Source organism: Rhodoferax sp. WC2427, assembly GCF_040822085.1.
Classification (GTDB): Bacteria; Pseudomonadota; Gammaproteobacteria; order Burkholderiales; family Burkholderiaceae_C; genus Rhodoferax_B.
Genome location: NZ_CP162006.1, coordinates 2,146,679 through 2,170,705 on the forward strand (window position 1 = coordinate 2,146,679; position 24,027 = coordinate 2,170,705).

Consider the following 24,027-nt stretch of genomic DNA (forward strand, 5'->3'; position numbering starts at 1 on the left):
GTCTTGCTGAGCGGGATTCTGGCGGGCCTGGCAGCCGGGGCGCTGTGGGGCCTGGTGTTTGTAGCCCCGCGCCTGCTCACCGGCATGGCGGCGGTGGACATGGCCATCGGGCGGTTTGTGGTGTACGGCGCGTTCTCGGCTGTGCTGGTGGTGGCCGGGTGGCGTTCGCGGCCCCGGCCTACCCGGCAGCAGGCTGGGGCGGCCTTGGGCCTGAGCGTGCTGGGTTTCACGGGCTACTACGGTGTGCTGGCGCAGTCTATTGTGGACATGGGCACCGAGTTACCTACGCTGATCATCGGCACCATTCCGGTTTGGGTGATGTTGCTGGGCAAGCCTGCACACCTGCGCTGGGCTGCGCTGCTGCCAGGCCTGGGCCTGACGGTGGCCGGGCTGGTGCTGATGGCCATGGCTGTGCCGGTGGGCGATGCGGCGGTGTATCCCCACGCGGGGCGTGGTCTGGTGTTTGCGCTGGCAGCGCTGGTGAGTTGGACGCTGTACGCGGTATGGAATTCGGCCTGGCTGCAGCGCCACCCCGGAGTCAGCGCCCGCGACTGGACCAATTGGCTGGGCATCGCCACCGGGCTGACTGCATTGGGCGTGTGGCTGCTGGTGGGTTTGGGATCAAATCGGTCCCTCGTGCCCACAGTATCGGCGCAAGAAGCTATTGTATTTATAGCGGTAGGCATGGGTGCCGGTTGGCTGGCATCGGTCTGCTGGAACTTCGCCTCGCAGCGCCTCAGCGCCAGCCTGTGCGGCCAGATGATCGTCAGCGAAACCCTGTTTGGCCTGTTCTATTCGTTTGTGTGGGACGGGCAGTGGCCGGGCGGATTGCAGTGGCTGGCGGTGGCTTTGTTCACCCTGGGCATCGTGGCTTCTATCCGCGCGCACCGCTGAGGTAGCGCCGCACGTCCAGTGCCGCAGCCGCCTTTTTCTCCACCGGCCAGGGCTCGCCGTGCAACTGCGCCGCCAGCAGTTCGGCACACAGGTGGGCAAAGCTCAGTCCGCGCGAGCCCATGGCGGTACTGGCCCATAGGCCGGGGGCGAGGGGGCCCACCATCGGCAAACGGTCGGGAGCCGCGCAGCGGACACCGGCCCAGGCCTGTACCGTGCCTTTTTCGAACTGGCTTTGCAGGGCGCTGGCCGCGTCGGGCAGCAGTACCTGCAGGCGTTCCCAATTGGCCTGGTGGTCGGCTGCGGTGGTGCTGGCCACGGCGTTGTCGCGCTCGTAGCTGGCACCCATCACCCAGGTGCGGCCCTGCGGCGTGGGCAGGTCGGGCAGGAAGCTGCCGTGGCCGTTGGCGGGGTAGGGCGGCAAGGCTTCCGTGCCACGCAGCCCCATGGACACCTGGCCGCGGATGGCTTGCAACGGCAGATCGGCGCCGGTGACGGCGCGGCTGGCCAGCGCGGCGGCCACCACCACCAGCGGTGCTTGTGCCAGGACCCGGCCCTGTGCATCCAGCACCTGCCAGCCCCCGGGAGTGGCCTGCAGCCGGTCTACCTGGGCCCCGCCTTGCCAGGTGGTATGCGGGTGGTCCAGCCAGGCCTGCACCAGGCGGGCAGGGCGTATCCAGCCGGCGTGGACATGCCACAGCGGTTCGGCATCGGCCCGCCATTCCTGCACGCCCGAGGGTTGCCAGTCCTGGTCGATTTGCAGCAGTGCCTGCGCCTGCTGCAATGTGGACCGCACGCCGCTGCGCGACAGGCGCGAGGCCAGGTTGTCGTCTTGGGACACCAGCGGCGCCAACAAGCCGCCCGGCAGGCCGGAAGCCCCGGCGGCGGGTGCCTGGGCGGCATCCAGCACGGTCACCCGCCAGCCACGCCGCACCAGGCTGGCGGCCACGGCGGCACCGGCCAGGCCTGCGCCAATGACGATGCAATGGCTGGGCGCCATGGGCGGGGTGGTTGGGGGCTTGCGGGGCTCCCAGCCGGGGTTGTAGTAGCCTTGCAGGTTGTCGCGCTTGGGTGGCACGCCCGGGGTTTTTTGCACCGCGAAGCCGCACTGGGCCAGGCCGTCGCGCACGGCGCGGGCGATGGTCCAGGTGGCCACGCGGGTGCCACGACGGCAACGCCGGGCCACGGCTTTGAGGGTGTGCAGGCTCCAGATGTTGGGGTTGCGCTGCGGGCTGAAGCCATCGAGGTACACGCTGTCGGCCTCGAAGGCCATCTCGCGCAACATGGCCTGGGCATCGCCGATGCACAGGGTCAGCGCCACCTGGCCGCCCTCGAACACCAGGCGGTGAAAGCCCGGCGTCAGGCCCCACCACTGGGCGTGGAGTTGCGTGGCCAAAGCTTGGAGTTCGGGATCGGTAGGGGCGCTGCGCAGCAGGTCGTCGGCGCTGGCGGGCCAGGCTTCGATGGACACAAAGTGCAGCAGGCGGGGCCGGAGCGGGTCGGCCCGCCAGGCGGCCCAGGTGACCAGAAAGTTCAGGCCCAGGCCAAAACCGGTTTCCAGAACGCGCCACTGCGGCTGGTCGGCCCAGGCGGCGGGCAGGCCGCAGCCGCCCAAAAATACCTCCCGGGCCTGCGCCAGCCCGCCGCCTTCGCTGTGGTAGCGGTCATTAAAGCGCGGGCTGAACGGCGTGCCGTCGGCTAGCCATTCGATAACCTCTGCCAAGATCAGGCGGCGGGGGGGACGTAGCCTTGGGCGGCATCGGCACCGCTGCCGAAGAAATGGTTTTCCATCTGGCGGGCCAGGTACTGGCGGGCGCGCAGGTCGGCCAGGTTCAGGCGGTTTTCATTCACCAGCATGGTCTGGTGCTTGAGCCAGGCGGCCCAGGCTTCCTTGCTGACGTTTTCCCACAGGCGCTTGCCCAGCTCGCCGGGGTAGGGTGGAAAGTCGAGGCCTTCGGCTTCTTTGTCGAGTTTGATGCAATGGACCATGCGTGCCATGTGGGAGCCTTGTAGATTGTGAGAGAGGGGCGAGCCCCGTGGGCCCGCAATGCAGGGGGCGACTTTAGCAATCTTTTGAAGCCCATTGGCAGGCAGGGCTGTGCCGCCTTTACAGAACTTCATTCCCTGCAGGTAGGCGAGATCGGTAGCCAAGCGTTGTACACACATTACCTATCTGGAGTTCTGCCATGCGCGCACTTGTTTCTGCTGTTCTGTTGGTGGCCGCTTTGTCCGGTTGTGCCGTCGTGCCCTACGGCCCCGGGGTGTACGGCCCGGGGGTGGTGGTGCAGCCGCAGGTGGTCTTTTCGGGTGGTTATTACTACGGCCACGGGGGCGGCTACGGCCATGGCGGTGGCGGTGGCTATGGTCGGGGCTGGGGCGGCCGGGGGCGGTAATTTGCTTCTATATTCGAAATCCAGCTAACCAAACAAATAATCAGTCGTTTGAGAATGAAGCGGCGGCCCAGACAATAAAGGACAACTCTTTTATCGTCTGGTAACCGCATGCCCACTTCTCTGTTTCGCTCGAAATCATCCGTTCGTACCCTGTTTGCGGGTGTGCTGCTGGCCGCCAGCGGCATCGTCTCTGCGCAGCAAACCACCTTGCTCAACGGCTCCTACGATGTGGCGCGGGAGTTCTACAAGGACTACAACGCCGCCTTCGTGGCCCACATCAAGAAGACCACCGGCAAAGACGTGAAGGTCGACCAGTCGCATGCCGGCTCCAGCGCCATCGCCCGCTCGGTGGCCGAGGGCCTGGATGCCGACGTGGTGACCATGAACACCTCCACCGACATCGACTTCCTGGCCGAGAAGGGCGTGGTCGCCAAGGACTGGAACAAGAAATTCCCCGGCAACGCCTCGCCCACCACCTCTACCATGCTGTTTCTGGTGCGCAATGGCAACCCCAAGGGCATCAAAGACTGGGACGATCTGGTCAAGCCTGGCATCCAGGTGGTGGTGGTGAACCCCAAAACGGGTGGCAATGGCCGCTACGCCTACCTGGCCGCCTGGGGCTATGCCAAGAAGAAGGGCGGCACCGACGCGCAGGCGGCCGACTTTGTCGGCAAGCTGTACAAGAACGTGCCGGTGCTGGCCCAGGGCGGGCGTGCCGCCACCACCACCTTTTTGCAGCGCAATATCGGCGACGTGCTGGTGACCTTTGAGTCCGAAGTGGTGTCGATCGACCGCGAGTTTGGCGCGGGCAAGGTCGATGCCATCCACCCCAGCATCAGCGTGGTGGCCGAGAACCCGGTGGCCGTGGTGGAGCGCACCGTAGCCAAGAAGGGCACGCAGGCCCTGGCCAAGGAATACCTGGACTACCTGTATTCGGATGAAGCCCAGGAAATCGCCGCCAAGCACGCGCTGCGCCCGCGCAATGAAGCCATCCTGAAGAAATACGCGGCGGTGTTCAAGCCGATCCAGCTGTTCACAGTGAACGAGCTGTTTGGCAGCCTGGGTGAAGCGCAGAAAGTGCACTTCAACGACGGTGGCCAGTTCGACAAGATCTACACCCCGGGTGCCAAATGACGGCAGTGGTTTTCAACCCCCTGGCCCGCGCCAAAACCGGCAAGGCCAAGCGGGTGTTGCCCGGCTTCGGGCTGACGCTGGGCTACACCCTGTTTTACCTGTGCGTGATCGTGCTGGTGCCGCTGTCGGCCCTGGTGTTCAACACTTTCCACCTGACCTGGGACCAGTTTGTGGCCGCCGTGACCGGGCCACGGGTGATGGCCTCGTACCGCCTGACCTTTGGCGCCTCGCTGTTTGCCGCGCTGGTGAACCTGGTGTTTGGCCTGCTGGTGGCCTGGGTGCTGGTGCGCTACAGCTTCCCCGGCAAAAAGATTGTGGACGCGCTGGTGGACCTGCCGTTTGCGCTGCCCACCGCCGTGGCCGGTATTTCGCTGACCGCACTGCTGGCCGGTAACGGATGGGTCGGCCAGTACCTGGAGCCCATGGGCATCAAGCTGGCGTTTACCCCGGCGGGCATCGTGGTTGCGCTGATCTTCATTGGCCTGCCGTTTGTGGTGCGCACGGTGCAGCCGGTGCTGGAAGACGCCGAGAAAGAGCTGGAAGAAGCCGCCACCTCGCTGGGCGCCACCCGCCTGCAGATTTTCACCCGCGTGATCCTGCCGCACATTGCGCCAGCGCTGCTGACCGGCTTTGCCATGGCTTTTGCCCGGGCGATTGGCGAATACGGCTCGGTGATCTTCATCGCGGGCAACATGCCCCTGGTGTCGGAAATCACACCGCTGATCATCGTCGGCAAGCTGGAGCAGTACGACTACGCCGGTGCCACCGCCGTGGCCTTGGTGATGCTGGTGATTTCATTCGTTTTGTTGCTGCTGATCAACGCCTTGCAGGCCTGGCAGCGCCGCCACGCGGGAGCCCCGGCATGAACGCCGCATCGAACAAACCCGTGCGCCGCGCCAAGGCGGGCACCACCGAAGCCGCCTGGGTACGCTACACGCTGCTGGGCATCGCCCTGGTGTTCCTGTTTCTGTTTCTGGTGCTGCCGCTGGCGGCGGTGTTTACCGAGGCCTTCCGCAAGGGCGCGGGCGCGTATTTTGAAGCGCTGCAAGAGCCCGATGCCTGGGACGCCATCCAACTCACACTGCTGGCCACGGCCATCGCCGTGCCGCTGAACCTGGTGTTTGGCGTGGCCGCAGCCTGGGCGATTGCCAAGTACGAGTTCTGGGGCAAGTCGTTTCTAACCACGCTGGTGGACCTGCCGTTTTCGGTGTCGCCGGTGGTGGCCGGGCTGGTGTATGTGCTGATGTTTGGCGCGCACGGCTGGTTTGGCCCTTGGCTGCAGGCGCATGACCTGAAAATCATCTTTGCCGTGCCGGGCATCGTGCTGGCCACGATCTTCGTGACCTTTCCATTCATCGCCCGCGAGCTGATTCCGCTGATGCAGGCCCAGGGCAATGACGAAGAGCAGGCTGCGATTGTGCTGGGCGCTACCGGCTGGCAAACCTTTTGGTATGTCACCCTACCCAACATCAAATGGGGCCTGCTGTACGGCGTGATCCTGACCAATGCCCGTGCCATGGGCGAGTTTGGTGCGGTGTCGGTGGTGTCGGGCCACATCCGCGGCCAGACCAACACCTTGCCGCTGCACGTGGAAATTCTGTACAACGAATACCAGTCGGTGGCGGCGTTTGCCGTGGCTTCGCTGCTGGCCATCCTGGCGCTGGTCACCCTGGTGATCAAGTCGGTGGCCGAGTGGCGCATCGAGCGCGAGCTCAAGGCGATTGCCGAAGCGCCGCCCGAGCAGCCCCGCGAGGACCTTATTTCTCCCGCATCGAACGGCCCCCTGGCTGTGGCCCATTGAAAGACCCGCATGAGCATTGAAATCCGCAATATCCACAAGCAGTTCGGCAGCTTTACCGCCCTGGGCGATGTGAGCCTGGACATTGAATCCGGCGAACTGGTCGCCTTGCTCGGCCCCTCGGGCTGCGGCAAGACCACGCTTTTGCGCATCATCGCCGGGCTGGAAACGCCGGACGCAGGCAGCATCCACTTCTCGGGCGAAGACACCACCGACGTGCATGTGCGCGAGCGCCAGGTGGGCTTTGTGTTCCAGCACTACGCGCTGTTTCGCCACATGACGGTGTTCGAGAACGTGGCCTTCGGCCTGCGCGTCAAGCCGCGCAACCAGCGCCCCAGCGAGGCCGTCATCAAGGCCAAGGTGCACGAGCTGCTGGGCCTGGTGCAACTCGACTGGTTGGCCAACCGCTACCCGTCGCAACTCTCCGGCGGCCAGCGCCAGCGCATTGCCCTGGCCCGGGCCCTGGCGGTGGAGCCCAAGGTGCTGCTGCTCGATGAACCCTTTGGCGCGCTGGATGCCAAGGTGCGCAAGGAGCTGCGCCGCTGGCTGCGCCGCTTGCACGACGAGCTGCATGTGACCAGCATCTTCGTGACCCACGACCAGGAAGAAGCCCTGGAAGTGGCCGACCGCGTGGTGGTGATGAACAAGGGCAAGGTCGAACAGATCGGCTCGCCGCAGCAGGTATGGGACCACCCGGCCAGCCCGTTTGTCTACGGCTTCCTGGGCGACGTGAACCTGTTCCATGGCCGCGCCCACCAAGGCGAGGTGCAGCTCGAAGGCATCAAGATCCAGGCCCCTGAGCACGACACGGCCCAGGATGCCAAGGCCTTTGCCTACGTGCGTCCCCACGACATCGAGGTGCAGCGCTACGCCAAGGGCGAGGGCCTGGACGAGGCGGGCAAGCCCCTCGGCATGGTGGTGACGCTGAGCCGCGCGCTGGTGATCGGCCCCATCGCCCGTTTGGAACTTACGCCCGTGGATGCGAACCAAGCGGGTGACAATACCCAGGACAGCCTGATCGAAGCGCAGCTGCCTGCGCAAGCGTTCCGGGATCTGGGTGTGAACGAGGGCGACACGCTGGTGGTGACACCGCGCCGCGCCAAGGTGTTTATTGAAGAGGCCGCTGGCGTGTAGCGCGATCTGTAGTGCGATCGCATGCATGGCTGGCATTTTTTGAAAGCTTTGCATGTTGTTGAACTGGATAGACGGTGCCCCGCGCCGCGTGTGGCTGCTGGTGTGCCTGGGCTGCATCGGCCTGCTGGCCTTTGGTTTGTACCTGCAGCACGTGGTGGGGCTGGAGCCGTGCCCGATGTGCATCGTGCAGCGCTATGCTCTTGTTTTGGTAGCTGCTCTCGCTGGTGTGGTAAGCGCTAGCGGCAAAAAAGGCTTGCAAAACGGTGGCGTGGTCTTGCTGCTGCTGGTGGCGGGTTTCGGGGCCTTTGTGGCTGCACGCCAAAGCTTTCTGCAGTGGTACCCACCCGAAGTGGCCACTTGTGGCCGCGACCTGTACGGCATGATCGAAACCTTCCCCCTCAAGCGCGCCATTCCCATGATCTTCAAGGGCGGTGGCGACTGCACGGTGGTGGACTGGACCTTTCTGGGCGGCTCCATCGCCAACTGGTCGTTTGTCTGCTTCACCTTGATCTGCCTGCTGGCCCTGGTGTTTCTGGCCCGCAGCGCCCGCCGCCGCTAACGGGCAAGTGAAAGCTGTTTATAATTGAGTATTTGCTCAGTTAATGACAAGCTTCCATGGCCCGACCCCGCAGCGTTGACAAGCATGCCGCCATCCTGGATGCCGCCATCCAGGTAGTGGCCGAGCGCGGGCTGGCGGCCACGCCCACGTCGGCCATCTCCAAGGCGGCCGGGGTGGCCGAGGGCACGCTGTTCACCTACTTCAAAACCAAGGACGCGCTGGTCAACGCGCTGTACCTGCAGATCAAGGGCGAGATGGCCGGTGCCATGGTGGCCGGCTTTCCGCACCATGCCGCCATCCGCCAGCAACTGCAGTACGTGTGGGACTGTTTCGTCCGCTGGGGCGTGGCGCACCCGCAAAAGAAGCAGGTGATGGACCAATTGAAAACGGCGGCCGCCATCACGGCCGATACCCGCGAAGTGGCGGCGGCGCCTTTTATGGCCATTGAGCAGCTGTTCCGGGCCAGCGTGGCCAACGGCATACTGCGCGACTACCCGGTGGCCTTTATCTGGGCCTGCATGGCCAGCCTGGCCGACGCCACCATGGATGCCATGGCCCGCGCGCCCGAAGCCGCAGACGCGTACCGACAGATGGGTTTCGAGATCCTGTGGAACGGCATCGCCCAGGGCACATAGTGTGTGCCAGGGGCTTTTTTTTGGATGTTTTAGTTGCGTGATTACTCACGCATAAAGGACTGCGGATGGACTGGACTGTGCAACAAATCCCGCCCCAACACGGCCAGCGGGCGGTGGTGACCGGCGTAGGCGGGCTGGGGTTTGAAACCGCGCTGGCCCTGGCCGCTGCCGGGGCCGAAGTCATTCTGGCCGGGCGCAATGCCCAAAAGGGCGCAGAGGCGGTGCGGCACCTGCTGCGCATGCTGCCCCAGGCGCGGGCGCGGTTTGAACTGCTGGACCTGGCCAGCCTGGTGTCCGTCTACAGCTTCGCCGACCGGCTGCTGGCCGAGGCGCGGCCTGTCCACCTGCTGGTCAACAACGCCGGGGTGATGTCCCCGCCGCAGCGCCAGACCACGGCCGACGGCTTTGAGCTGCAGTTCGGCACCAACTACCTGGGCCACTTTGCGCTGACGGCCCGCCTGCTGCCGCTGCTGTGCCAGGGCCGGGCGCGGGTGGTGAACCTGAGCAGCCTGGCGCACCGGGGCGCTACCCTGCATTTCGAGGATTTGCAGTGGGAGCGCCGCTACCGGCCCTGGGCGGCCTATGGCCAGTCCAAGCTGGCGATGCTGGTGTTTGCCTTGGAGTTGCAGCGCCGCAGCCAGCAAGAAGGCTGGGGCTTGACCAGCTTTGCTGCGCACCCGGGCTTTGCCCGCACCGAGCTGATTCCCAACGGGCCCCAACCGGGCCCGGTGCTGGCGCAGCTCAACCGTTGGGTCCAGCCGTGGCTCAGCCAATCGGCGGCGCAGGGCGCGCTGCCCACGCTGCTAGCCGCCACCGAGCCGCAGGCCCAGCCGGGTGCCTACTATGGGCCCGGCGGCTTTTTCGAGATCAAAGGCCCGCCGCGCCGGGCCAAAGTGGCCGCGGCTGCGCAGGATCTGGAAGCGGCAACCCGCTTGTGGGCAGAGTCTGAAGAATTGACTGGGGCCCATTGGTTGCCCGCAACAGGAGTAACGCAATGAAAGTCTTGATTTTTGGTGCCTCGGGCATGGTGGGGCAGGGCGTGTTGCGCGAGTGCCTGGCCGATCCGGCCATCACCCAGGTGCAAACCGTGGGCCGCGCGCCGCTGGGCCAGCCGCACGCCAAGCTGCGCGAGTTGGTGGTGCCCGATATGGAGGACTACAGCGCCGTCACCGCCGAGCTGGCGGGCTTTGGGGCCTGCTTTTTCTGCCTGGGTGCCACTTCGTCTGGCCTGACCGAGGCGCAGTACAGCCACATCAGCTACGACCTGACCCTGGCGGCCGCCGAGGTGCTGGTGCGCTGCAATCCGCAGGTGGTGTTTGTCTACGTGTCGGGTGCGGGGACGGACAGTACCGAGCAGGGCAAAAGCATGTGGGCGCGCGTCAAGGGCCGCACCGAAAACGCCTTGCTGCGCCTGCCGTTCAAGGCGGTGTACCTGTTCCGCCCCGGCATCATCCAGCCGCTGGACGGCATCCAATCCAAAACCGGCTCCTACCGCATCCTGTACAGCCTGCTCAAGCCGCTGCTGCCGGTGCTTCGGGCGCTGCTCCCCAACCAGGTGCTCACCACCCGCCAGATCGGCCAGGCCATGCTGCGCTGCGCCCACACCGGCGCACTCCAGGCCGTGCTGGAGGTGGCCGATATCCGCGCATTGGCTTCTAAATAAAAACAGGGCTTTGCGCTTATTCCATCAGCATGAGTAGCTATAAAAATAGTAGCTATGAGGGGTTAGTCCCCGGTTAAATCTGGGGCCAGATAGGTTGCAAACCCATGGTGGTGTGCAGGGTGGCACCGGGGGCCAGGAGCTGGCCGCCCACGTCGCCCTGGCCCAGCTGGGCCAGGTTCATCCAGTCGGTGCAGTTGCTCACGGGTTCGATGCAGAACATGTCGGCACCTTTGGGGCAGTACAGCACGAAGTAGTCGAACGGTGCCTGCGCCGTCATCACCAGGGCGGTGCCGGTGTCGGGCCAGTCGACGCGGGCCTGGCGGCTCCAGCCGGTGAAGTTGTTGTCCAGGTCCAGCGTGTCCAGGGTAATGCCGCTGCGCAGGGTGTCCAGAAATGCCGGGGTTTGAAGCGTGGTGGGCATGACTTCGGCGTCGCCGCCCCACATGGCTTTGACCTCGGTGGTCAGGCGGGTACCGGCGCGGTGCGGCAGGTAGGGATGGTGGCCCAGGCCCACGGGCATGTCCACCGTGTCGGTGTTGGTGACCGACAGCACCACCGTCAAACCGGCCTGTGCATCCAGCGTGAATTGCTGTTCCGCATGGAAGGCGTACGGCCAGTCACCCGCCGGGCTGTCCAGCGCCAGGGTGGCGTGGTCGGCACCTTGGCTCAGCACCTGCCAGGGCTGCTGCCAGGCCGTGCCGTGGATGGCGTGCTTCGAGTCCGGGTAGTTGGCCGCCAGGTGCAAAGGGCGGGCTCCAAAGCTGCTGCGGCCATCGCGGATGCGGTTGGCATAGGGCACCAGCGGAAAACTCGCCATGGCCCAGGGCTGGGCTGGATTGGGGGCATCGTTGGGGCGCAGCCAGTGCTGCCGCTGGCCGCCGCGCTGGCTGTAGAAGTTGGCGATGGAGCCGCCGACGGCGGGGGCCAGGGTGGCGATGAGTTCACCGGCACGCAGTTCAAGGATGGGGGTCATGGGGCATCGGTCAAAGTGGAGGGGGTACACACGTAGCGGTCACGGCCTTGGTGCTTGGCCTGGTACAGGGCCTTGTCGGCCTGCGCCACCAGGGTTTCGGGTTGGCTGTTCGGCCCAGGGATGGTACCGGCAACGCCCATGCTCAGGCTGATGCAGTCGGATACCGGCGAGGCCGCATGCGGCAGACCTGCCAGACGGATGCGGTCCAGGCACCGCTGGGCCACAACGCAGGCGCCCGTGGCATCGGTATCCAGCAAAAGCACCACAAACTCCTCGCCACCGTAGCGCATCAGGAGTTCACCCGGGCGGCACAAACAGGTAGTCAAGATCTGCGCCACCTCGCGCAGGCAGGCATCGCCGCCCGGGTGGCCGTAGCAGTCGTTGTAGAGCTTGAAGTGGTCGATGTCGATCATCAGCAGGGCCAGCGGCTGCTTTTGGCGGGCGCTGCGGGCCCATTCGGCCTGCAGGCACTGGTCAAAGAGGCGGCGGTTACCCACGCCGGTCAGGCCGTCGGTGATGCTGAGCTGGGCCAGCTGCGTATTGGCGCGCTGCAGCTCGGCATCGGCCTGCTTGCGCTCGGAAATGTCCAGGTGCGTGCCCAGGATGCGGGTAGCCCGGCCCGCCGCGTCGCGCTCGATCACCATGGCGTGGCTGAGCACCCAGATCCACCGGCCATCCTGGTGCAGCATGCGGTGCTCGAGCCGGTAGCCCGGTGCCAGGCCTTTGGCGTGGATCAAGAAGGCTGCGTGTACCGCGGGCGCATCCATCGGGTGGATCAGGCTTTGCCAGAAGGCGGCCCTCAACGGCGTGGGCTCGGGGGTGTAGCCCAGCATGTGCCATTGGCGCTCGTTGATGGTCAGGGTGTCGTTCGGAATATCCCAGTCCCACAGCCCCAGGTCGGCCCCTTTCAGGCCAAACTCGAAGCGGCGTACGGTTTCTTCCAATGCCTGTTGTGCGCTGTCGTGGGCCTGCTTGAGTGCGCGGCGGCGGTTGTGCACGTAGCCCATGGCCAGGCAGGTGCCGGCGCAGAGTGCGCCAAACACACCGGCCGAAGCCAGAGCGTCGATGCGCCAGGACGCGTCGATGGCGGCCAGATCCCGGCTGACGGCCACGGTCAGTGGCTTGTTCATCCGCAGCTCGGCGGGCTGAATGTTGCGCATGGCCACGATGCGTTCGCGCGGGTCGCTCGCGGAGCGGCCCATGAAGTTGCTGCTGGCCCGGCCCGAGTCCACGTGCTGGCGAAACAGCGAACCCGCCACGTTCAGGTCCATGTCCTGCGGGGAGCCGGTGGGCGGGGCGACCAGGAATTCCTTGCCGTCGCCATGGACGATGCTGACCACCATGTCGGGCGCGTAAATCACCGAGCGCGCCACGATGTCGAAATATTCAGGGTCCAGCGTGGCAAAGATCACTCCGGCAAACAGCCCATCGTCGCTGGACACGGCCTTGCTCAAGGCCACCACATAGACATTCAGCACCGACAGAAACGGCGGTGACACATACAGGGCGGCGTAGTCCAGCTGGGCCTGGGGCAGGGCAAAGTAGGTGCGCGCGTGGAAGTCTTTGCCCAACAGATCCTTGCGGTTGCTCTCCACCACCCGGCCGTCCCGGTTAAGCACGATCAGGGCCCGCACGCCGGGCATGGCATCGACCAGCACCTGGAGGCGGCGCTGCAGGTGCTGGTCGACGCCATCGGTATCACCGTAAAACAGGTCGTAGCGCACGCCATTGAGCGCGCTGTTGGCCCCTTGCAACTGGCGCACCAGGTTTTCTTCGATGACCCGCGCCTGGATCTGCAACTGGGCGTGTTCCCGCAGCCGGTTGGCGGTGTGCGCCCGGCCCAGCCAGTACGCAACAGCACCGCCCAATAACGCCAGCACCAACAACAAGACCCCCCACTCCCGGGCATGCCGGGCGGCCGAGCGGTCGGGGGAAAGAGGGGGAGGGTAGAAAGACTTCACTGCGCGGGTGACACCGCCAGGACGGCGCGTGTGGTGGATATGTGTGGTAATTGTAACTAGGGCGGTTTACCTATAAACCACCATTGTGGGCAAAAATGTGTGCAGTTCGTGTGCACTGGACAGAGGGGATTTGATGGTAATCTCCCTTGCGCACAAGTACTTACAACCACTCCACCCGGGACGATGCAAATATGGCGATGGACCTCGTCGGCGACCTTCTCAGCCGACTCGATCAGCTCAATACCATTGGCGCAGCGCTGTCCAAGGAGCGTGATATCAGCAGCCTGCTGGAAGGCATTCTGATTGCCGCCAAGAACATCACCCAGGCCGATGGCGGCACACTCTACCGCATGACCGACGACGGCAGCGCGCTGCGTTTCGAGATCATGCGAACCAACTCGCTGAACCTGTTTCTGGGCGGCAGCACCGGCAAACCGATCGACTTTGCACCGCTGCAATTGATCGACGCCGAGGGGGGGTTCAACGACACCATGGTGGCCACGTTTGCGGCCATCCACGACCGCACCGTCAACATTGCCGATGCGTATGGAGAGGCCGGTTTCGACTTTTCGGGCACCAAGGCGTTCGATGCCCGCACCGGCTACCGCTCGCAGTCTTTCCTGACGGTGCCGATGAAAAACTTCGACGGCGAAGTCATCGGTGTGCTGCAACTCATCAACGCGCTGGAGCCGGGCATGGGCCGGGTGGTGACCTTCTCCGAGGCCGACCAGCGCCTGGTCGAGTCGCTGGCCTCGCAGGCCGCCATTGCGCTGAGCAACCGGCAGCTGGTGTCCCAGATGGAGAACCTGTTCGAGTCTTTCGTGCAGCTCATCAACACGGCCATCGACGAGAAATCGCCCTACGCCCGCGACCGCTTCCAGCGCGTGCCCGCCCTCACCATGATGCTGGCCGCCGCGGTCGATGCCACCACCGAGGGCCCCTACGCTGGCGTTCACTTGACGGACCGCGACCGCTACGAGCTCAAGATCGCGGGCATGCTGCACGACTGCGGCAAGATCGCCACGCCGGTGCACGTGGCCGACAAGGCCACCAAGCTGCAAACCCTGTTTGACCGCATCGAGCTGGTCAATACCCGGTTTGAGGTGCTCAAGCGCGATGCCGAAATTGCCACCTTGCGCCAGCAACTCGCCCTGCGCACCCGTGTGGACCCGGTCGCCGAAGCCGCCGCCGAGCAGCGCTTTGAAGATGCCTTGGTCCGCATCGACGCCGACCGCGCATTCCTGCGCGAGGTGAACCAGGCCCAGTCGGTCATGACCGACACCCAACTCAGCAAGGTCCGTGACATCGGCATGCGCCGACACTGGCGCAATGCCGACGGCGTGCAGGTGCCGTTCCTGAGTAGCGACGAGCTGGAAAACCTGTCCATCGTGCGCGGCACCCTGACCGCGCAGGAGCACCAGATCGTCCACCACCACGTGGTGGCCACCAACGCCATGCTCGGCAAAGTGCATTGGCCCAAGCACATGAATAACGTGCCCGCCTATGTGGTGGCAGGCCGTGAGCGCCTGGAAGGCACGGGTATTTCGCAAAACTTGCTGCGGCAACAGGTGCCGATGCAGTCCCGCATGCTGGCCCTGGCCGACGTGTTTGAAGCGCTCACCAGTACGGGCCGCCCCTACCGGCCCCGCATGAAGCTGTCCAAGGCGCTGGAGGTGATGGTGCGCTTTGCCAAAAGCGGCTATGTGGACGCCGATCTGTTCGATGTCTTCATGCGCCAGGGCGTGTACCGCGAATTTGCCGAGCGCTTCCTGAGCCCCGAGCAGATCGACCTGCCGCCTGCCGAAACCGAAACCGAGGCCGGGGATACCGTGCCCGACCTGCTACGCCGACGCTAGGCCCAGGCTTCTAGCCCAGCTTTTTCACCAGCACCTGGCTTTTCCGGTCCCAGTTGTACTTGCGCTTGCGGGCTTCGGGCAGCCACTCGGGGTCGACCTGCACGAAACCGCGCTTGATGAACCAGTGCATGGTGCGGGTGGTCAGTACAAAAATGCTCTGCAGCCCGGCGGCGCGGGCGCGCTGCTCGATGCGTTTGAGCACCTTTTCGCCATCGCCCTGGCCCTGCACCTGCGGCGACACGGTCAGGGCCGCCATCTCGCCGGTGTGGGCCTCGGGGTAGGGGTAGAGCGCGGCGCAGGCGAAGATCACGCCGTCGTGCTCCACCACGGTGTACAGGTCGGCATCACGCTCGATCTCGGTGCGGCTGCGTTTGACCAGGGTGCCGTCTTTCTCGAAAGGCTCGATCAGCTGCAGGATGCCGCCCACATCGTCCACCAGCGCCTCGCGCAGGCTCTCTAACTTTTCGTCCACCACCATGGTGCCGATGCCGTCGTGCACATACACCTCCAGCAGGATGGCGCCGTCCACCGCAAACGGGATGATGTGGCTGCGTTCCACGCCCGACTTGCAGGCCTTCACGCAGTGTTGCAGGTAAAACGCGGTGTCGGTGGGCACATTGGCGGCGGGCAGCGCGGCCAGCAGCTTTTCGGCCACGGCCAGCGGCAGCTCGGTGTCGATGGGGTTGTCCTCGCTCTCGGGCTCGCCGGGGTGCACGCGGATGCCGGGCACTTCGGTCAGGAAGATCAGCTTGTCGGCCTGCAGCGCGCTGGCCACCGAGGTTGCCACTTCCTCCATCGTCAAATTGAAGGCCTCGCCGGTAGGCGAAAAGCCAAACGGCGACAGCAGCAGCATGGCCCCCATGTCCAGCACGCGGGTGATGCCGCCGGTATCCACCTTGCGCACCAGGCCGGAATGCTGGAAGTCGATGCCGTCCACTATGCCCACGGGCCGGGCGGTGATGAAGTTGCCCGAAATCACCCGGATGGTGGCCCCGGCCATCGGCGTATTCGGCAGGCCCTGGCTGAACGCCGCCTCAATTTCGTAGCGCAGCTGGCCTGCCGCCTCCTGGGCGCAGTCCAGTGCCACCTCGTCGGTGATGCGGATGCCATGGGCGTACTTGGGCGGGTGGCCCTTGGCCTTGAGTTGCTCATTCACCTGGGGCCGGAAACCGTGCACCAGCACAATCTTCACGCCCATGCTCTGGATCATCGCCAGGTCTTGCGCCAGGTGCGGCAGCTTGCCCGCCGCAATCGCCTCGCCCGCCAGCGCCACCACAAAGGTCTGGTTGCGGAACTTGTGGATGTACGGTGCGACCGAGCGGAACCAGGGCACAAAAGTGAAGTTGAAAACGGAAGTCATCATGGGCGCGCAGCCGGGCAGGGCGGTGTGAGTGTGTGGGAAAAGTGTAGCAGCCACTTGGCACCCTGACGCACGGCACGGGGATACATGTCTTTTAGGTCTCCAGCCCTTATTTCATAAGCGTAAGCAGCTATTAAAGTAGAAGCAAATTAGCGCACCCGCTCCCCCGCCAGCGCCGCGTGCAGCAGGCGCAGGCTGTGGGGTTCACTCAGAAAGCGCATGTGTTCGGCCGCGCTGGGGGTGGCACCGTCGGTGCGGCTGAGCTGCAGCACGCGTTGGCGGCGCTGCTCGCCGCGCAGGCCTTGGCCGGTGTGGCGGGGGCCCAGGGCCTGCAGGGCCAGGGTGGCCAGGCGGGGCAGGTCGGCCAGCCACGGGGGGGCGGCGGCGCGGGGCACATGGGCCGAATGTGCGTAGTGCCAGGCCTGCTTCAGCACCGTGGGCGAAAGGCTTTCTTCGGGCACCAATAGCCAACCGGCATCTTGCAGGCGCTGGCCCAGGCCGACGCGGCTGCTGAGCACGGTGAAGGGCACGGCCAGCAGCAGCGGCAGGCCCATGGGCAGCAGCCACAGCAGCGAGTCGGGGGCGAACCAGGCCACCGCGCCCAGCAGGCAGGCCACGGCCAGACCCAGCGGGCCAAAGCGCTGGGCGGCATCGGCCCAGGGCAGGTCGCTGGCTTCGCGCGGGGGCGAGGTCCATTCCAGCCGCCAGCCGGTCAGGCCGCCCAACACAAACAGGCTGTGCGCGGCCATGCGCAGGGGGGCCTGCAGCATGGACATCAGCGCCTCCAGCACCGTGCTGCCCAGCAGCTTCAGGCTGCCGCCAAAGGCCGCCTGCTCGCCACGCAGCAGCACGGCCAGCAGACCCAGCACGCGGGGCAGGGCCAGCATCAGTGCGGTCGATACCCACAGCGTAGCCACGCTGCGGCTGGACCAGAGCGGGATCTCGCTGTCGTGCAGCCACAGGGCGGCACCCAGCACCACGTACAGCAGCCACAGCGGGGCCGACACGTAGGACATAGCTCCGGTGGCCAGCATGGCGCGGTGCACCGGGCGCAGGCCGGGTTCGGTCAGCAGGCGGGCGTTTTGCAGATTGCCCTGGCACCAGCGGCGGTCGCGTTGCAGCTCGGCCAGCAGGTGGGGCGGTTGTTGCTCGTAGCTGCCTTCCAGGTCGTTGACCAGCCAGACTTCATAGCCCGCACGGCGCATCAGCGCGGCCTCCACAAAGTCGTGCGACAGGATTTCGCCTGCCAGCGCGCCCTTGCCGGGCAAGGTGGCCAGGGCGCAGTGCTGCATGAACGGGGCCACGCGGATGATGGCGTTGTGGCCCCAGTAGTGGGCTTCGCCCAGCTGCCAGAACTGCATACCGGCGGTGAACAAGCGCCCGGTGACGCGGCTGCCAAACTGTTGGGCGCGGGCATGCAGGGTGGCGTGGCCGCAGGCGCGGGGGGCGGTTTGCAAGATACCGGCACGGGGGTGGGCTTCCATCAGCCGGGCCAGGGTGACCAGGGTGTCGCCGCTCATCACGCTGTCGGCGTCCATCACCACCATGTAGCGGTAGCTGCGGCCCCAGCGGCGGCAAAAGTCGGCCACGTTGCCGGCCTTGCGGCGGGTGCGGTGCTGGCGCCAGCGGTAGTGCACGCGCAGCTTGCTGCCCTCGGCCGCGAGTTGCTCGCGCAGGGCCTGCCAGGCGGTGAGCTCGGCGGCACGCAGGGCGGGGTCGTTGCTGTCGGACAGCACAAACACATCAAACAAACGCTCGGCACCGGACGTGCTGAGCGACTCGCAGGTGGCGCGCAGCCCGGCAAACACCGTGGCCACGTCTTCGTTGCAGATCGGCATGATGACCGCGGTGCGGGCGTCAACAGGCAGCACGGTGTGGGCCGCGCTGTGCGCCGACAGTGCATGCGGGTCGCCACGCAGCGTGACCCAAAAGCCCATCACCGCGGTGACGGTACCCGCAGACACCCAGGCAAACAGCAGCGCAAACAGGCCCAGTTGCGCGGCCAGCAACACATCGTCCCCGGCCCCGGGCTGGGCGCGCCACAGCAGGGCGGTGGCAAACACGGTGGCGCTGGCGATCCAGAACAGCAGCCAATGGCGGCGCTGCTGGGCTGCGGCCTCCCAGGCCGGGGGCAGTACCTGGTGCTGGGCCGCACTGGCGCGCCAGGGCGCGTCGGCCGGGGCCTGCTGGCCGCGCAGGCGACCGGCCAGGCCGAGCCAGGGTTGCGCCCGCATGGAGCCGCGTTGGATGGGGGGCATACCGGAGGGGGTGTTGGTGTGGTTCATGGGGCAACCTGGATGTAGGACCATGTCTCACTGACCGTTTGGGGGCCAGTGCTGTTTGGTACGGTAAGAAAGGCGCGCAACTCCACCGGTTGCGCCGGGTTCAGCGTTTGCACGCGCAGGGCCATGCGCCAGGCCCCGGTGGACTCGACGCGATACACGTTGGATTCGGTGATACGGCCATTGCTGTTGGCGCTGGCCACGGCTTTGAGCTCACCGGTGCTGGGCAGGGCCGGGCCGGTGAAGTCCACGATGTATTGCTGCTCGTTTTTCGCCAGCGTGGCAAAGCTGTGGCCGACGCGGGTTTGCGCCACCCAGGCCAATTCCTCTTTGTTCTGTGGGCGCTGCTGGGCATCGCCCTGCCAGTCCACACGCCAGGCGATGTCCAGCGGCTGGCCGGGGGCGGGCAGGGCGGCGGGCACCCAGTAGGCGACGATGTTGTCGTGGGTTTCATCCGGTGTGGGCAGTTGCACCAGCTCGACCCGGCCCGCGCCCCAGTCGCCCAGCGGGGTGACCCAGGCCGAGGGGCGGCGCTCGTAGCTGGCCTCGGTGTCTTCATAGCTGCTGAAGTTGCGGTCGCGCTGCATCAGGCCAAAGCCCTTGGGCGCGCGGGTGGTGAAGGACGTGACCAGCGGGCTGCGCGGGTTTTGCAGGGGCCGCCACAGCCATTCGCCTTCGCCGCTGGCCAGCATCAGGCCGTCGGAGTCGTGCACTTCGGGGCGGAAGTCGGTGCGGCTGGGCTGGTTTTCGCCAAAGCTGAACATGCTGGTCAGCGGGGCTAGCCCCAAGGTGCGGATGGGATTCTTCGGTGTGTCGCGCAGGTACAGCCGGGCCTTGACGGTCATGCGCGTCGTGGTGCCGGGCTCGATTTCAAAGCGGTAGACACCGGAGACGCGGGGCGAGTCCAGCAGGGCCAGTACGGTCATGGCGGTGGCACCGGCTTGCGGGCGCTCAATCCAGAAGTCGGTAAAGCGGGGGAACTCTTCCGGCCCGCCGCCTGCCGTGTCTACCGCCAGCCCACGGGCCGATAGGCCGTAGTGCAGCCCGGCGCTGAGCGCGCGGAAGTAGCTGGCCCCCTGGAACACCACCAGCTCGTCCTTGTAGGCCGGGTTGTTCAGCGCGTAGTGCACGCGAAAACCCGCGTGGCCAATGTCGCCCCAGGTGGCGGGCTGCAGGGTGTTGGCACCGTAGCTGAAGTCTTTGGGGTTGAAGGTAAACGGGCGCTCGCCCTCCGGGGTGATTTCATGCAGGCGCACCGGCTCGGTCTGGTACTTGCCCAAGTGGAAAAACATCAGCTCGAACGGCAGTTGCTCGGCCCGCCAGGCGGCCTGCTCGGGCTTGAAGCGGATGTCGCGCATCTGGTCGTAGGTGAGCTTGGCCAGCACATCCGGCGTGCGGCTGGGCACGGGGCGGTAGGGCTGGGCGGCCAGGGCGCGGGCGCGCTCGCCCACAGACTCGAAATCGGTGGCTGGCGTGGTGGAAAGGGCCACCAAAGGGATGGCCAGCACGAGTGCGGCCAGGGAGCGGTTCAGACATTGCATGTCCAAACCTAGTGCAAACCCTAGGCCAGTGTCAAAAACACTTTCAGATCAAGCACTTAACCGAGTTTTCGCATGTGTAGCAGGATGTAGAGGCCCTTAATGCGTCGCTGATTGGCGACAGGCCCCGGCAGCCGGCCCCGGGTGCAGGCCGCAAGTGCTTGATTTCTAGGGGAAAACCCGTTGTCGCTAGTGGGCGACAGGTGGTTCCGGCTGGTCGCTGTTTTGCGACTCGGGACCGGCATCGCCCCGGAACAGGCCCGGCGTCAGCCCGTGCTTTTGCAGCAGCCGGTAGAACTCGGTGCGGTTGCGCTCGGCCAGCCGGGCAGCGTCGGCGACCTGGCCGTCGGTGAGCTTGAGCAGGCCCACCAGGTAGTCGCGCTCGAAGCGGTTGCGGGCCTCGGTAAAGCCCAGCACCTCCACCGTGGGCACGCGCAGCGCCCGCTGCACCAGGGCCAGCGGTACCAGCGGGGTGGTGCACAGGGCACACACCTGCTCCACCACGTTGTGCAACTGCCGCACATTGCCCGGCCAGGCGGCGGTGGACAGCTGGCCCAGGGCATCGGGCGCAAAGCCTTTGAGCGGCTTGTGGTACTTGCTGGCCAGGCGCTGCAAAAAATGCTGGGCCAGCAGGGCGATGTCTTCGCGGCGCTCGGACAGCGGCGGCAGGGTCAGGGTGACCACGTTGAGGCGGTAGTACAGGTCTTCGCGGAAGTCGCCGCTGGCCAGGGCGGCCTCCAGGTCGCGGTGGGTGGCCGAGACGATGCGCACGTCCACATCCACCGACTGCTGCGCGCCCACGGGCCGCACCTGGCGCTCTTGCAGCACGCGCAGCAGCTTCACCTGCAGGGCGGGCGGCATGTCGCCAATCTCGTCCAGAAACAGGCTGCCGCCGTGGGCGCTCTGGAACAGGCCCCGGTGGTGCGCCACCGCGCCGGTAAATGCACCCTTGACGTGGCCAAACAGCTCGGACTCCAGCAGGGCCTCGGGGATGGCGCTGCAGTTCACCGCCACAAACGGGCCGTGGGCGCGCGGACTGGCACGGTGGATGGCGCGGGCCAGCAACTCCTTGCCGCTGCCGCTTTCACCCCGGATCAGCACCGAGGCATCGCTGGGCGCGACCAGCCGGGCCTCGGCCAGCACCTCGTCCATTACGGCCGAGCGGCTGACGATGTCTTCGCGCCAGGCCTCGCCCGCCGAGCCGTGCAGCGGCCGCGCCGTGGCCGACACCGCCAGCGCCCGGCTGACTGCCGCCAGCAGCTCTTGCCCGTCAAACGGCTTGGTCAGGTAGCTGAAGACCCCGCGCAGCGTGGCATCCACCGCGTCGGGGATGCTGCCGTGGGCGGTGAGCAAAATCACCGGCAGGCCGGGCAGGCGGGCCTGCACCGCGTCGAACAGGGCCAGGCCGTCCATGCCGGGCAGGCGCACGTCGCTCAGCACCAGCTGCGGGCGCAGCACTTCCAGCCGCGCCAGGGCTTCCTCGGCGCTGGCCACGGCGGTGACCTGGTGGCCGGCCGCGGCCAGGCGCAGAGACAGCAGGCGCAGCATGTCGGGGTCGTCGTCGACCACCAGGATCTGGACGTTGTGCGCGGTCTGCACGCGGGCCGGGCTCATGGTGCTTTGCCCGCGCCGTTGCGCGGGGCCAGCGAGCGCTCGATGGCCTTCAGGGCTTCGAGCTGTTCGGTGAGCTGGTCGATGCGGCGCTGGCTGTCGCGCAGTTGCTGGGCTTGGCGGTTGATTTGCTCGTCCAGGCGTTTTTGCTCGGTGGCGCGGGCGGCCAGCAGCCGCACCCAGTCGGCCCAGGGCTGGGCGGCGGGGTCGGAGGCGGTGGGTACGGCCTCCAGCTGGGCCAGGGCCTTGGCGGCATCGCCGGGGTTGCGGGTATGCAGCCAGACCAGGGCCAGATGCACCGCGCTGGCGGGCGTGGCGGGTTCGGCGGCGATACGGGCGGCGATGGCGGGCAGTGCGTCGGGGGCCGCCTGGCGCAGCTGGTCTTGCCAGCGCAGCAGCTCGTGCCCGGCCTGGGCCACCGGGTCGGGCGCGGGCAAGACCGGCGGCGGCGCCACCAGCGGCGGCGGTGGTGCTGGCGGGGTGTGGACGGGCGCGGCAGGGCGTGGGGCTTCCGGCACCGCCTGGGGCAACGGGCTGGCGCAGGCGGCCAGTACCAACAGGCTGGCAGCGCCGGGCCACCGCAATAGGTCAAGCATAGGGGGCATCCAGGGGTAAAAGTAGGCGGAAACAGGCGCCGCCCGCGTCGGCCATCAGTTGCACCCGGCCGCCGTGGGCGGCAACCTGCTCGCGCACGATGGCCAGGCCGATGCCGCTGCCGCGCGGTGGGTCGGTACGGGTGGGGGTGCCGGTGGGGGTCCGCAGGGGCGGCGGTTGGGTGCCGCCACGGTAAAACGGGTCGAAGATGTGGTCGCGGTCGGCGGCGGCAATGCCGGGGCCGTCGTCGTTGATTTGCAGGGCGATGTACCGGTCTTCGGTGCTGCCCAGCAGGCCCACCCACCAGCGGATGCGCCCGCCCACCGGGCTGAATCGGATGGCGTTGGACAGCAGATTGCCCAGCGCCATGCCCAGCCGCTCCGGGTCCACCGGGTGGCTCAGCGTGGCATCGCCTTCCACCACCACGGTCAGGCCCCGGGCCTGCCAGCTCAGGCGCTGGGCCTGCACCACCTCTTCGACCAGGCTGTGCAGCACGGTAGGGCGGCGCTGCAACTGCCGGGCATCGAAGGCCGCGGCGTTGTAGCGCAGCAGGTCTTCGATCTGCTGCTGCAGCACGCCGGTGTTGTGCTGCAGGATGCCCACAATCTCGGCCTGTTCGGTGCCCAGCGTGCCGCCCACGCCCTCACCCAGCAGGGCCACGCCTTCGCGCAGGGCGGCCAGCGGGGTTTTCAGCTCGTGCGAGGTGTGGCGTAGAAAGCGGGCCTTGTCTTCGTCCAGCTCGGTCAGGCGCAGGCGCAACCAGTCGAGCTGGCGGCCCAGGCTGGCCAGGTCGGACGGGCCACGGATGTCCACCGGCTCGTTCAAACGCCCTTCGCCCAGTGCGACGATGGCCCGGCCCAGGCGGCGCAAGGGCTGGGTCAGCCACAGCCCAAAGGCCAGCGCCGCCATCGCCGCTGCCACGATGGCCACCAGCACCTGCTGCACCTGGCGGTTGCGCTGCGTTTCCAGTGCGTCTTGGACTTGCTGGTTGTGCTCGGCCAAGCTTTGCTGCACCTGCAACGTCAGCCCGCGCGAGATGCCGTCCAGCGTGCGGAACTCGGCCGCCACCGCCTCACCCCGGGCCGCCCGGGGCAGCCGCCCGTCGGCCAACTGGCTGCGCACCCGCACCACCGAGGCCAGCCACTGTTGGGCCAGCGCGGCGGTGGGCGGATACTGGCCCAGCGGCAGCAGCAGCGCCTGGGCCTGGTTGGCGGCATCGTCGAAGCGCTGGCGCACAGTGTCGTCGCCCAGCACCAGGTACTGGCGCGCCGCACGCTCCATGTCGGTACTGCGCTCGGCCAGGCCGCGGGTGGACAGATTCAGCTGCACGCTCTGCTGCCCGGCCTCGCGGCTCTGGGCCAGCAGCCCTTGCAGTGCCTGCAAGCCGCTGAGCGACACCGCGCCCAGCAGCAGCGCCATCAGCACGAAGGCGAGCAGCAGCAGTTGGCGGAAGGAGGCGCGTAGGGTCAACTCGGGAGGGCTCCTGGACAGGCGGCGTTGTGCCGCAACCAGTATAAAAGACTGTGCTGCAGTGCAGCATTGGGGTGCCCGCTGTGGGGCTATGCTGGAGCGCAATGCGCGAACAAGCCCTTTTTAGATATACAAGCCTTTTTGGCACTTCACGCTTATTCTGTGAGCGTGAGCA

21 protein-coding genes are annotated in these 24,027 nt (G+C 66.5%); 11 read left to right on the top strand and 10 right to left on the bottom strand.

Translation table 11 applies throughout. The annotated features are described in order from the left end of the window. The first annotated feature begins 3 nt into the window (after positions 1-3). Positions 4-894 (top strand): DMT family transporter, encoded by an 891-nt coding sequence (locus tag AB3G31_RS10170; RefSeq protein WP_367850053.1) that lies wholly within the window; start codon positions 4-6, stop codon positions 892-894. Here AB3G31_RS10170 and mnmD read toward each other — a convergent pair. Next, positions 875-2,614 (bottom strand): tRNA (5-methylaminomethyl-2-thiouridine)(34)-methyltransferase MnmD, encoded by a 1,740-nt coding sequence (mnmD, locus tag AB3G31_RS10175; protein ID WP_367850054.1) that lies wholly within the window; start codon positions 2,612-2,614, stop codon positions 875-877. The two genes, AB3G31_RS10170 and mnmD, sit on opposite strands and share 20 nt — an antisense overlap. Positions 2,615-2,616: 2 nt before the next feature. After that, the gene (locus tag AB3G31_RS10180; RefSeq protein ID WP_367850055.1) at positions 2,617-2,889 is read right to left on the bottom strand and encodes an oxidative damage protection protein; all 273 of its coding nucleotides are present in this window, start codon (positions 2,887-2,889) and stop codon (positions 2,617-2,619) included. Between the two features lie 188 nt (positions 2,890-3,077). Between AB3G31_RS10180 and AB3G31_RS10185 the strand changes: the two genes are divergently transcribed. The 9 genes from AB3G31_RS10185 (at position 3,078) to AB3G31_RS10225 (ending at position 10,207) form a co-directional block, all read left to right on the top strand. Beyond that, positions 3,078-3,284, top strand: coding sequence for a hypothetical protein (locus tag AB3G31_RS10185; RefSeq protein ID WP_367850056.1), 207 nt, complete (start codon positions 3,078-3,080; stop codon positions 3,282-3,284). Positions 3,285-3,392: 108 nt separating this feature from the next. After that, complete coding sequence (locus tag AB3G31_RS10190; RefSeq protein WP_367850057.1) at positions 3,393-4,418, top strand: sulfate ABC transporter substrate-binding protein; 1,026 nt, start codon at positions 3,393-3,395, stop codon at positions 4,416-4,418. After that, entirely contained in the window at positions 4,415-5,284 is an 870-nt protein-coding gene (gene cysT, locus AB3G31_RS10195) for a sulfate ABC transporter permease subunit CysT (protein WP_367850058.1), read from the top strand. Before AB3G31_RS10190 ends, cysT begins: the two co-directional genes overlap by 4 nt. Then, the gene (gene cysW / locus AB3G31_RS10200) at positions 5,281-6,219 is read left to right on the top strand and encodes a sulfate ABC transporter permease subunit CysW (RefSeq protein WP_367850059.1); all 939 of its coding nucleotides are present in this window, start codon (positions 5,281-5,283) and stop codon (positions 6,217-6,219) included. Before cysT ends, cysW begins: the two co-directional genes overlap by 4 nt. A gap of 9 nt (positions 6,220-6,228) precedes the next feature. Continuing rightward, the gene (locus tag AB3G31_RS10205) at positions 6,229-7,350 is read left to right on the top strand and encodes a sulfate/molybdate ABC transporter ATP-binding protein (protein ID WP_367850060.1); all 1,122 of its coding nucleotides are present in this window, start codon (positions 6,229-6,231) and stop codon (positions 7,348-7,350) included. Positions 7,351-7,402: 52 nt separating this feature from the next. Then, on the top strand, positions 7,403-7,909 hold the full coding sequence (locus tag AB3G31_RS10210) for a disulfide bond formation protein B (RefSeq protein ID WP_367850061.1): 507 nt from the start codon (positions 7,403-7,405) through the stop codon (positions 7,907-7,909). Between the two features lie 56 nt (positions 7,910-7,965). Further along, positions 7,966-8,544 carry a TetR/AcrR family transcriptional regulator gene (locus tag AB3G31_RS10215; RefSeq protein ID WP_367850062.1) on the top strand — a complete coding sequence of 193 codons (579 nt, stop codon included), beginning with the start codon at positions 7,966-7,968 and terminating at the stop codon, positions 8,542-8,544. A 65-nt stretch (positions 8,545-8,609) separates the two neighbouring features. Further along, on the top strand, positions 8,610-9,542 hold the full coding sequence (locus tag AB3G31_RS10220) for an SDR family oxidoreductase (protein ID WP_367850063.1): 933 nt from the start codon (positions 8,610-8,612) through the stop codon (positions 9,540-9,542). Further along, on the top strand, positions 9,539-10,207 hold the full coding sequence (locus tag AB3G31_RS10225) for an epimerase (protein WP_367850064.1): 669 nt from the start codon (positions 9,539-9,541) through the stop codon (positions 10,205-10,207). Before AB3G31_RS10220 ends, AB3G31_RS10225 begins: the two co-directional genes overlap by 4 nt. A gap of 73 nt (positions 10,208-10,280) precedes the next feature. On the opposite strand, the gene AB3G31_RS10230 is transcribed toward AB3G31_RS10225, so the two are convergent. After that, positions 10,281-11,180 (bottom strand): aldose 1-epimerase, encoded by a 900-nt coding sequence (locus AB3G31_RS10230; RefSeq protein ID WP_367850065.1) that lies wholly within the window; start codon positions 11,178-11,180, stop codon positions 10,281-10,283. Then, the gene (locus AB3G31_RS10235; RefSeq protein ID WP_367850066.1) at positions 11,177-13,141 is read right to left on the bottom strand and encodes a diguanylate cyclase; all 1,965 of its coding nucleotides are present in this window, start codon (positions 13,139-13,141) and stop codon (positions 11,177-11,179) included. The genes AB3G31_RS10230 and AB3G31_RS10235 overlap by 4 nt, the downstream gene beginning before the upstream one ends. A 146-nt stretch (positions 13,142-13,287) precedes the next feature. On the opposite strand from AB3G31_RS10235, the gene AB3G31_RS10240 reads away from it, so the two are divergent. Next, on the top strand, positions 13,288-14,997 hold the full coding sequence (locus AB3G31_RS10240) for an HD-GYP domain-containing protein (RefSeq protein ID WP_367850067.1): 1,710 nt from the start codon (positions 13,288-13,290) through the stop codon (positions 14,995-14,997). 10 nt (positions 14,998-15,007) lie between these two features. Here AB3G31_RS10240 and argA read toward each other — a convergent pair whose 3' ends face one another. From argA to AB3G31_RS10270, 6 genes are all read right to left on the bottom strand, one after another. After that, positions 15,008-16,357 carry an amino-acid N-acetyltransferase gene (gene argA, locus AB3G31_RS10245; protein ID WP_367850322.1) on the bottom strand — a complete coding sequence of 450 codons (1,350 nt, stop codon included), beginning with the start codon at positions 16,355-16,357 and terminating at the stop codon, positions 15,008-15,010. Positions 16,358-16,506: 149 nt separating this feature from the next. Next, entirely contained in the window at positions 16,507-18,642 is a 2,136-nt protein-coding gene (mdoH, locus tag AB3G31_RS10250) for a glucans biosynthesis glucosyltransferase MdoH (protein ID WP_367850068.1), read from the bottom strand. Then, entirely contained in the window at positions 18,639-20,180 is a 1,542-nt protein-coding gene (locus AB3G31_RS10255; protein WP_367850069.1) for a glucan biosynthesis protein G, read from the bottom strand. Before AB3G31_RS10255 ends, mdoH begins: the two co-directional genes overlap by 4 nt. Positions 20,181-20,366: 186 nt before the next feature. Beyond that, a complete protein-coding gene (locus AB3G31_RS10260) occupies positions 20,367-21,791 on the bottom strand; it encodes a sigma 54-interacting transcriptional regulator (RefSeq protein ID WP_367850070.1) in 1,425 nt (474 codons plus the stop codon). Continuing rightward, on the bottom strand, positions 21,788-22,384 hold the full coding sequence (locus AB3G31_RS10265; RefSeq protein ID WP_367850071.1) for a hypothetical protein: 597 nt from the start codon (positions 22,382-22,384) through the stop codon (positions 21,788-21,790). Before AB3G31_RS10265 ends, AB3G31_RS10260 begins: the two co-directional genes overlap by 4 nt. After that, a complete protein-coding gene (locus AB3G31_RS10270; RefSeq protein WP_367850072.1) occupies positions 22,377-23,852 on the bottom strand; it encodes an ATP-binding protein in 1,476 nt (491 codons plus the stop codon). The genes AB3G31_RS10265 and AB3G31_RS10270 overlap by 8 nt, the downstream gene beginning before the upstream one ends. Positions 23,853-24,027: the final 175 nt, after the last annotated feature.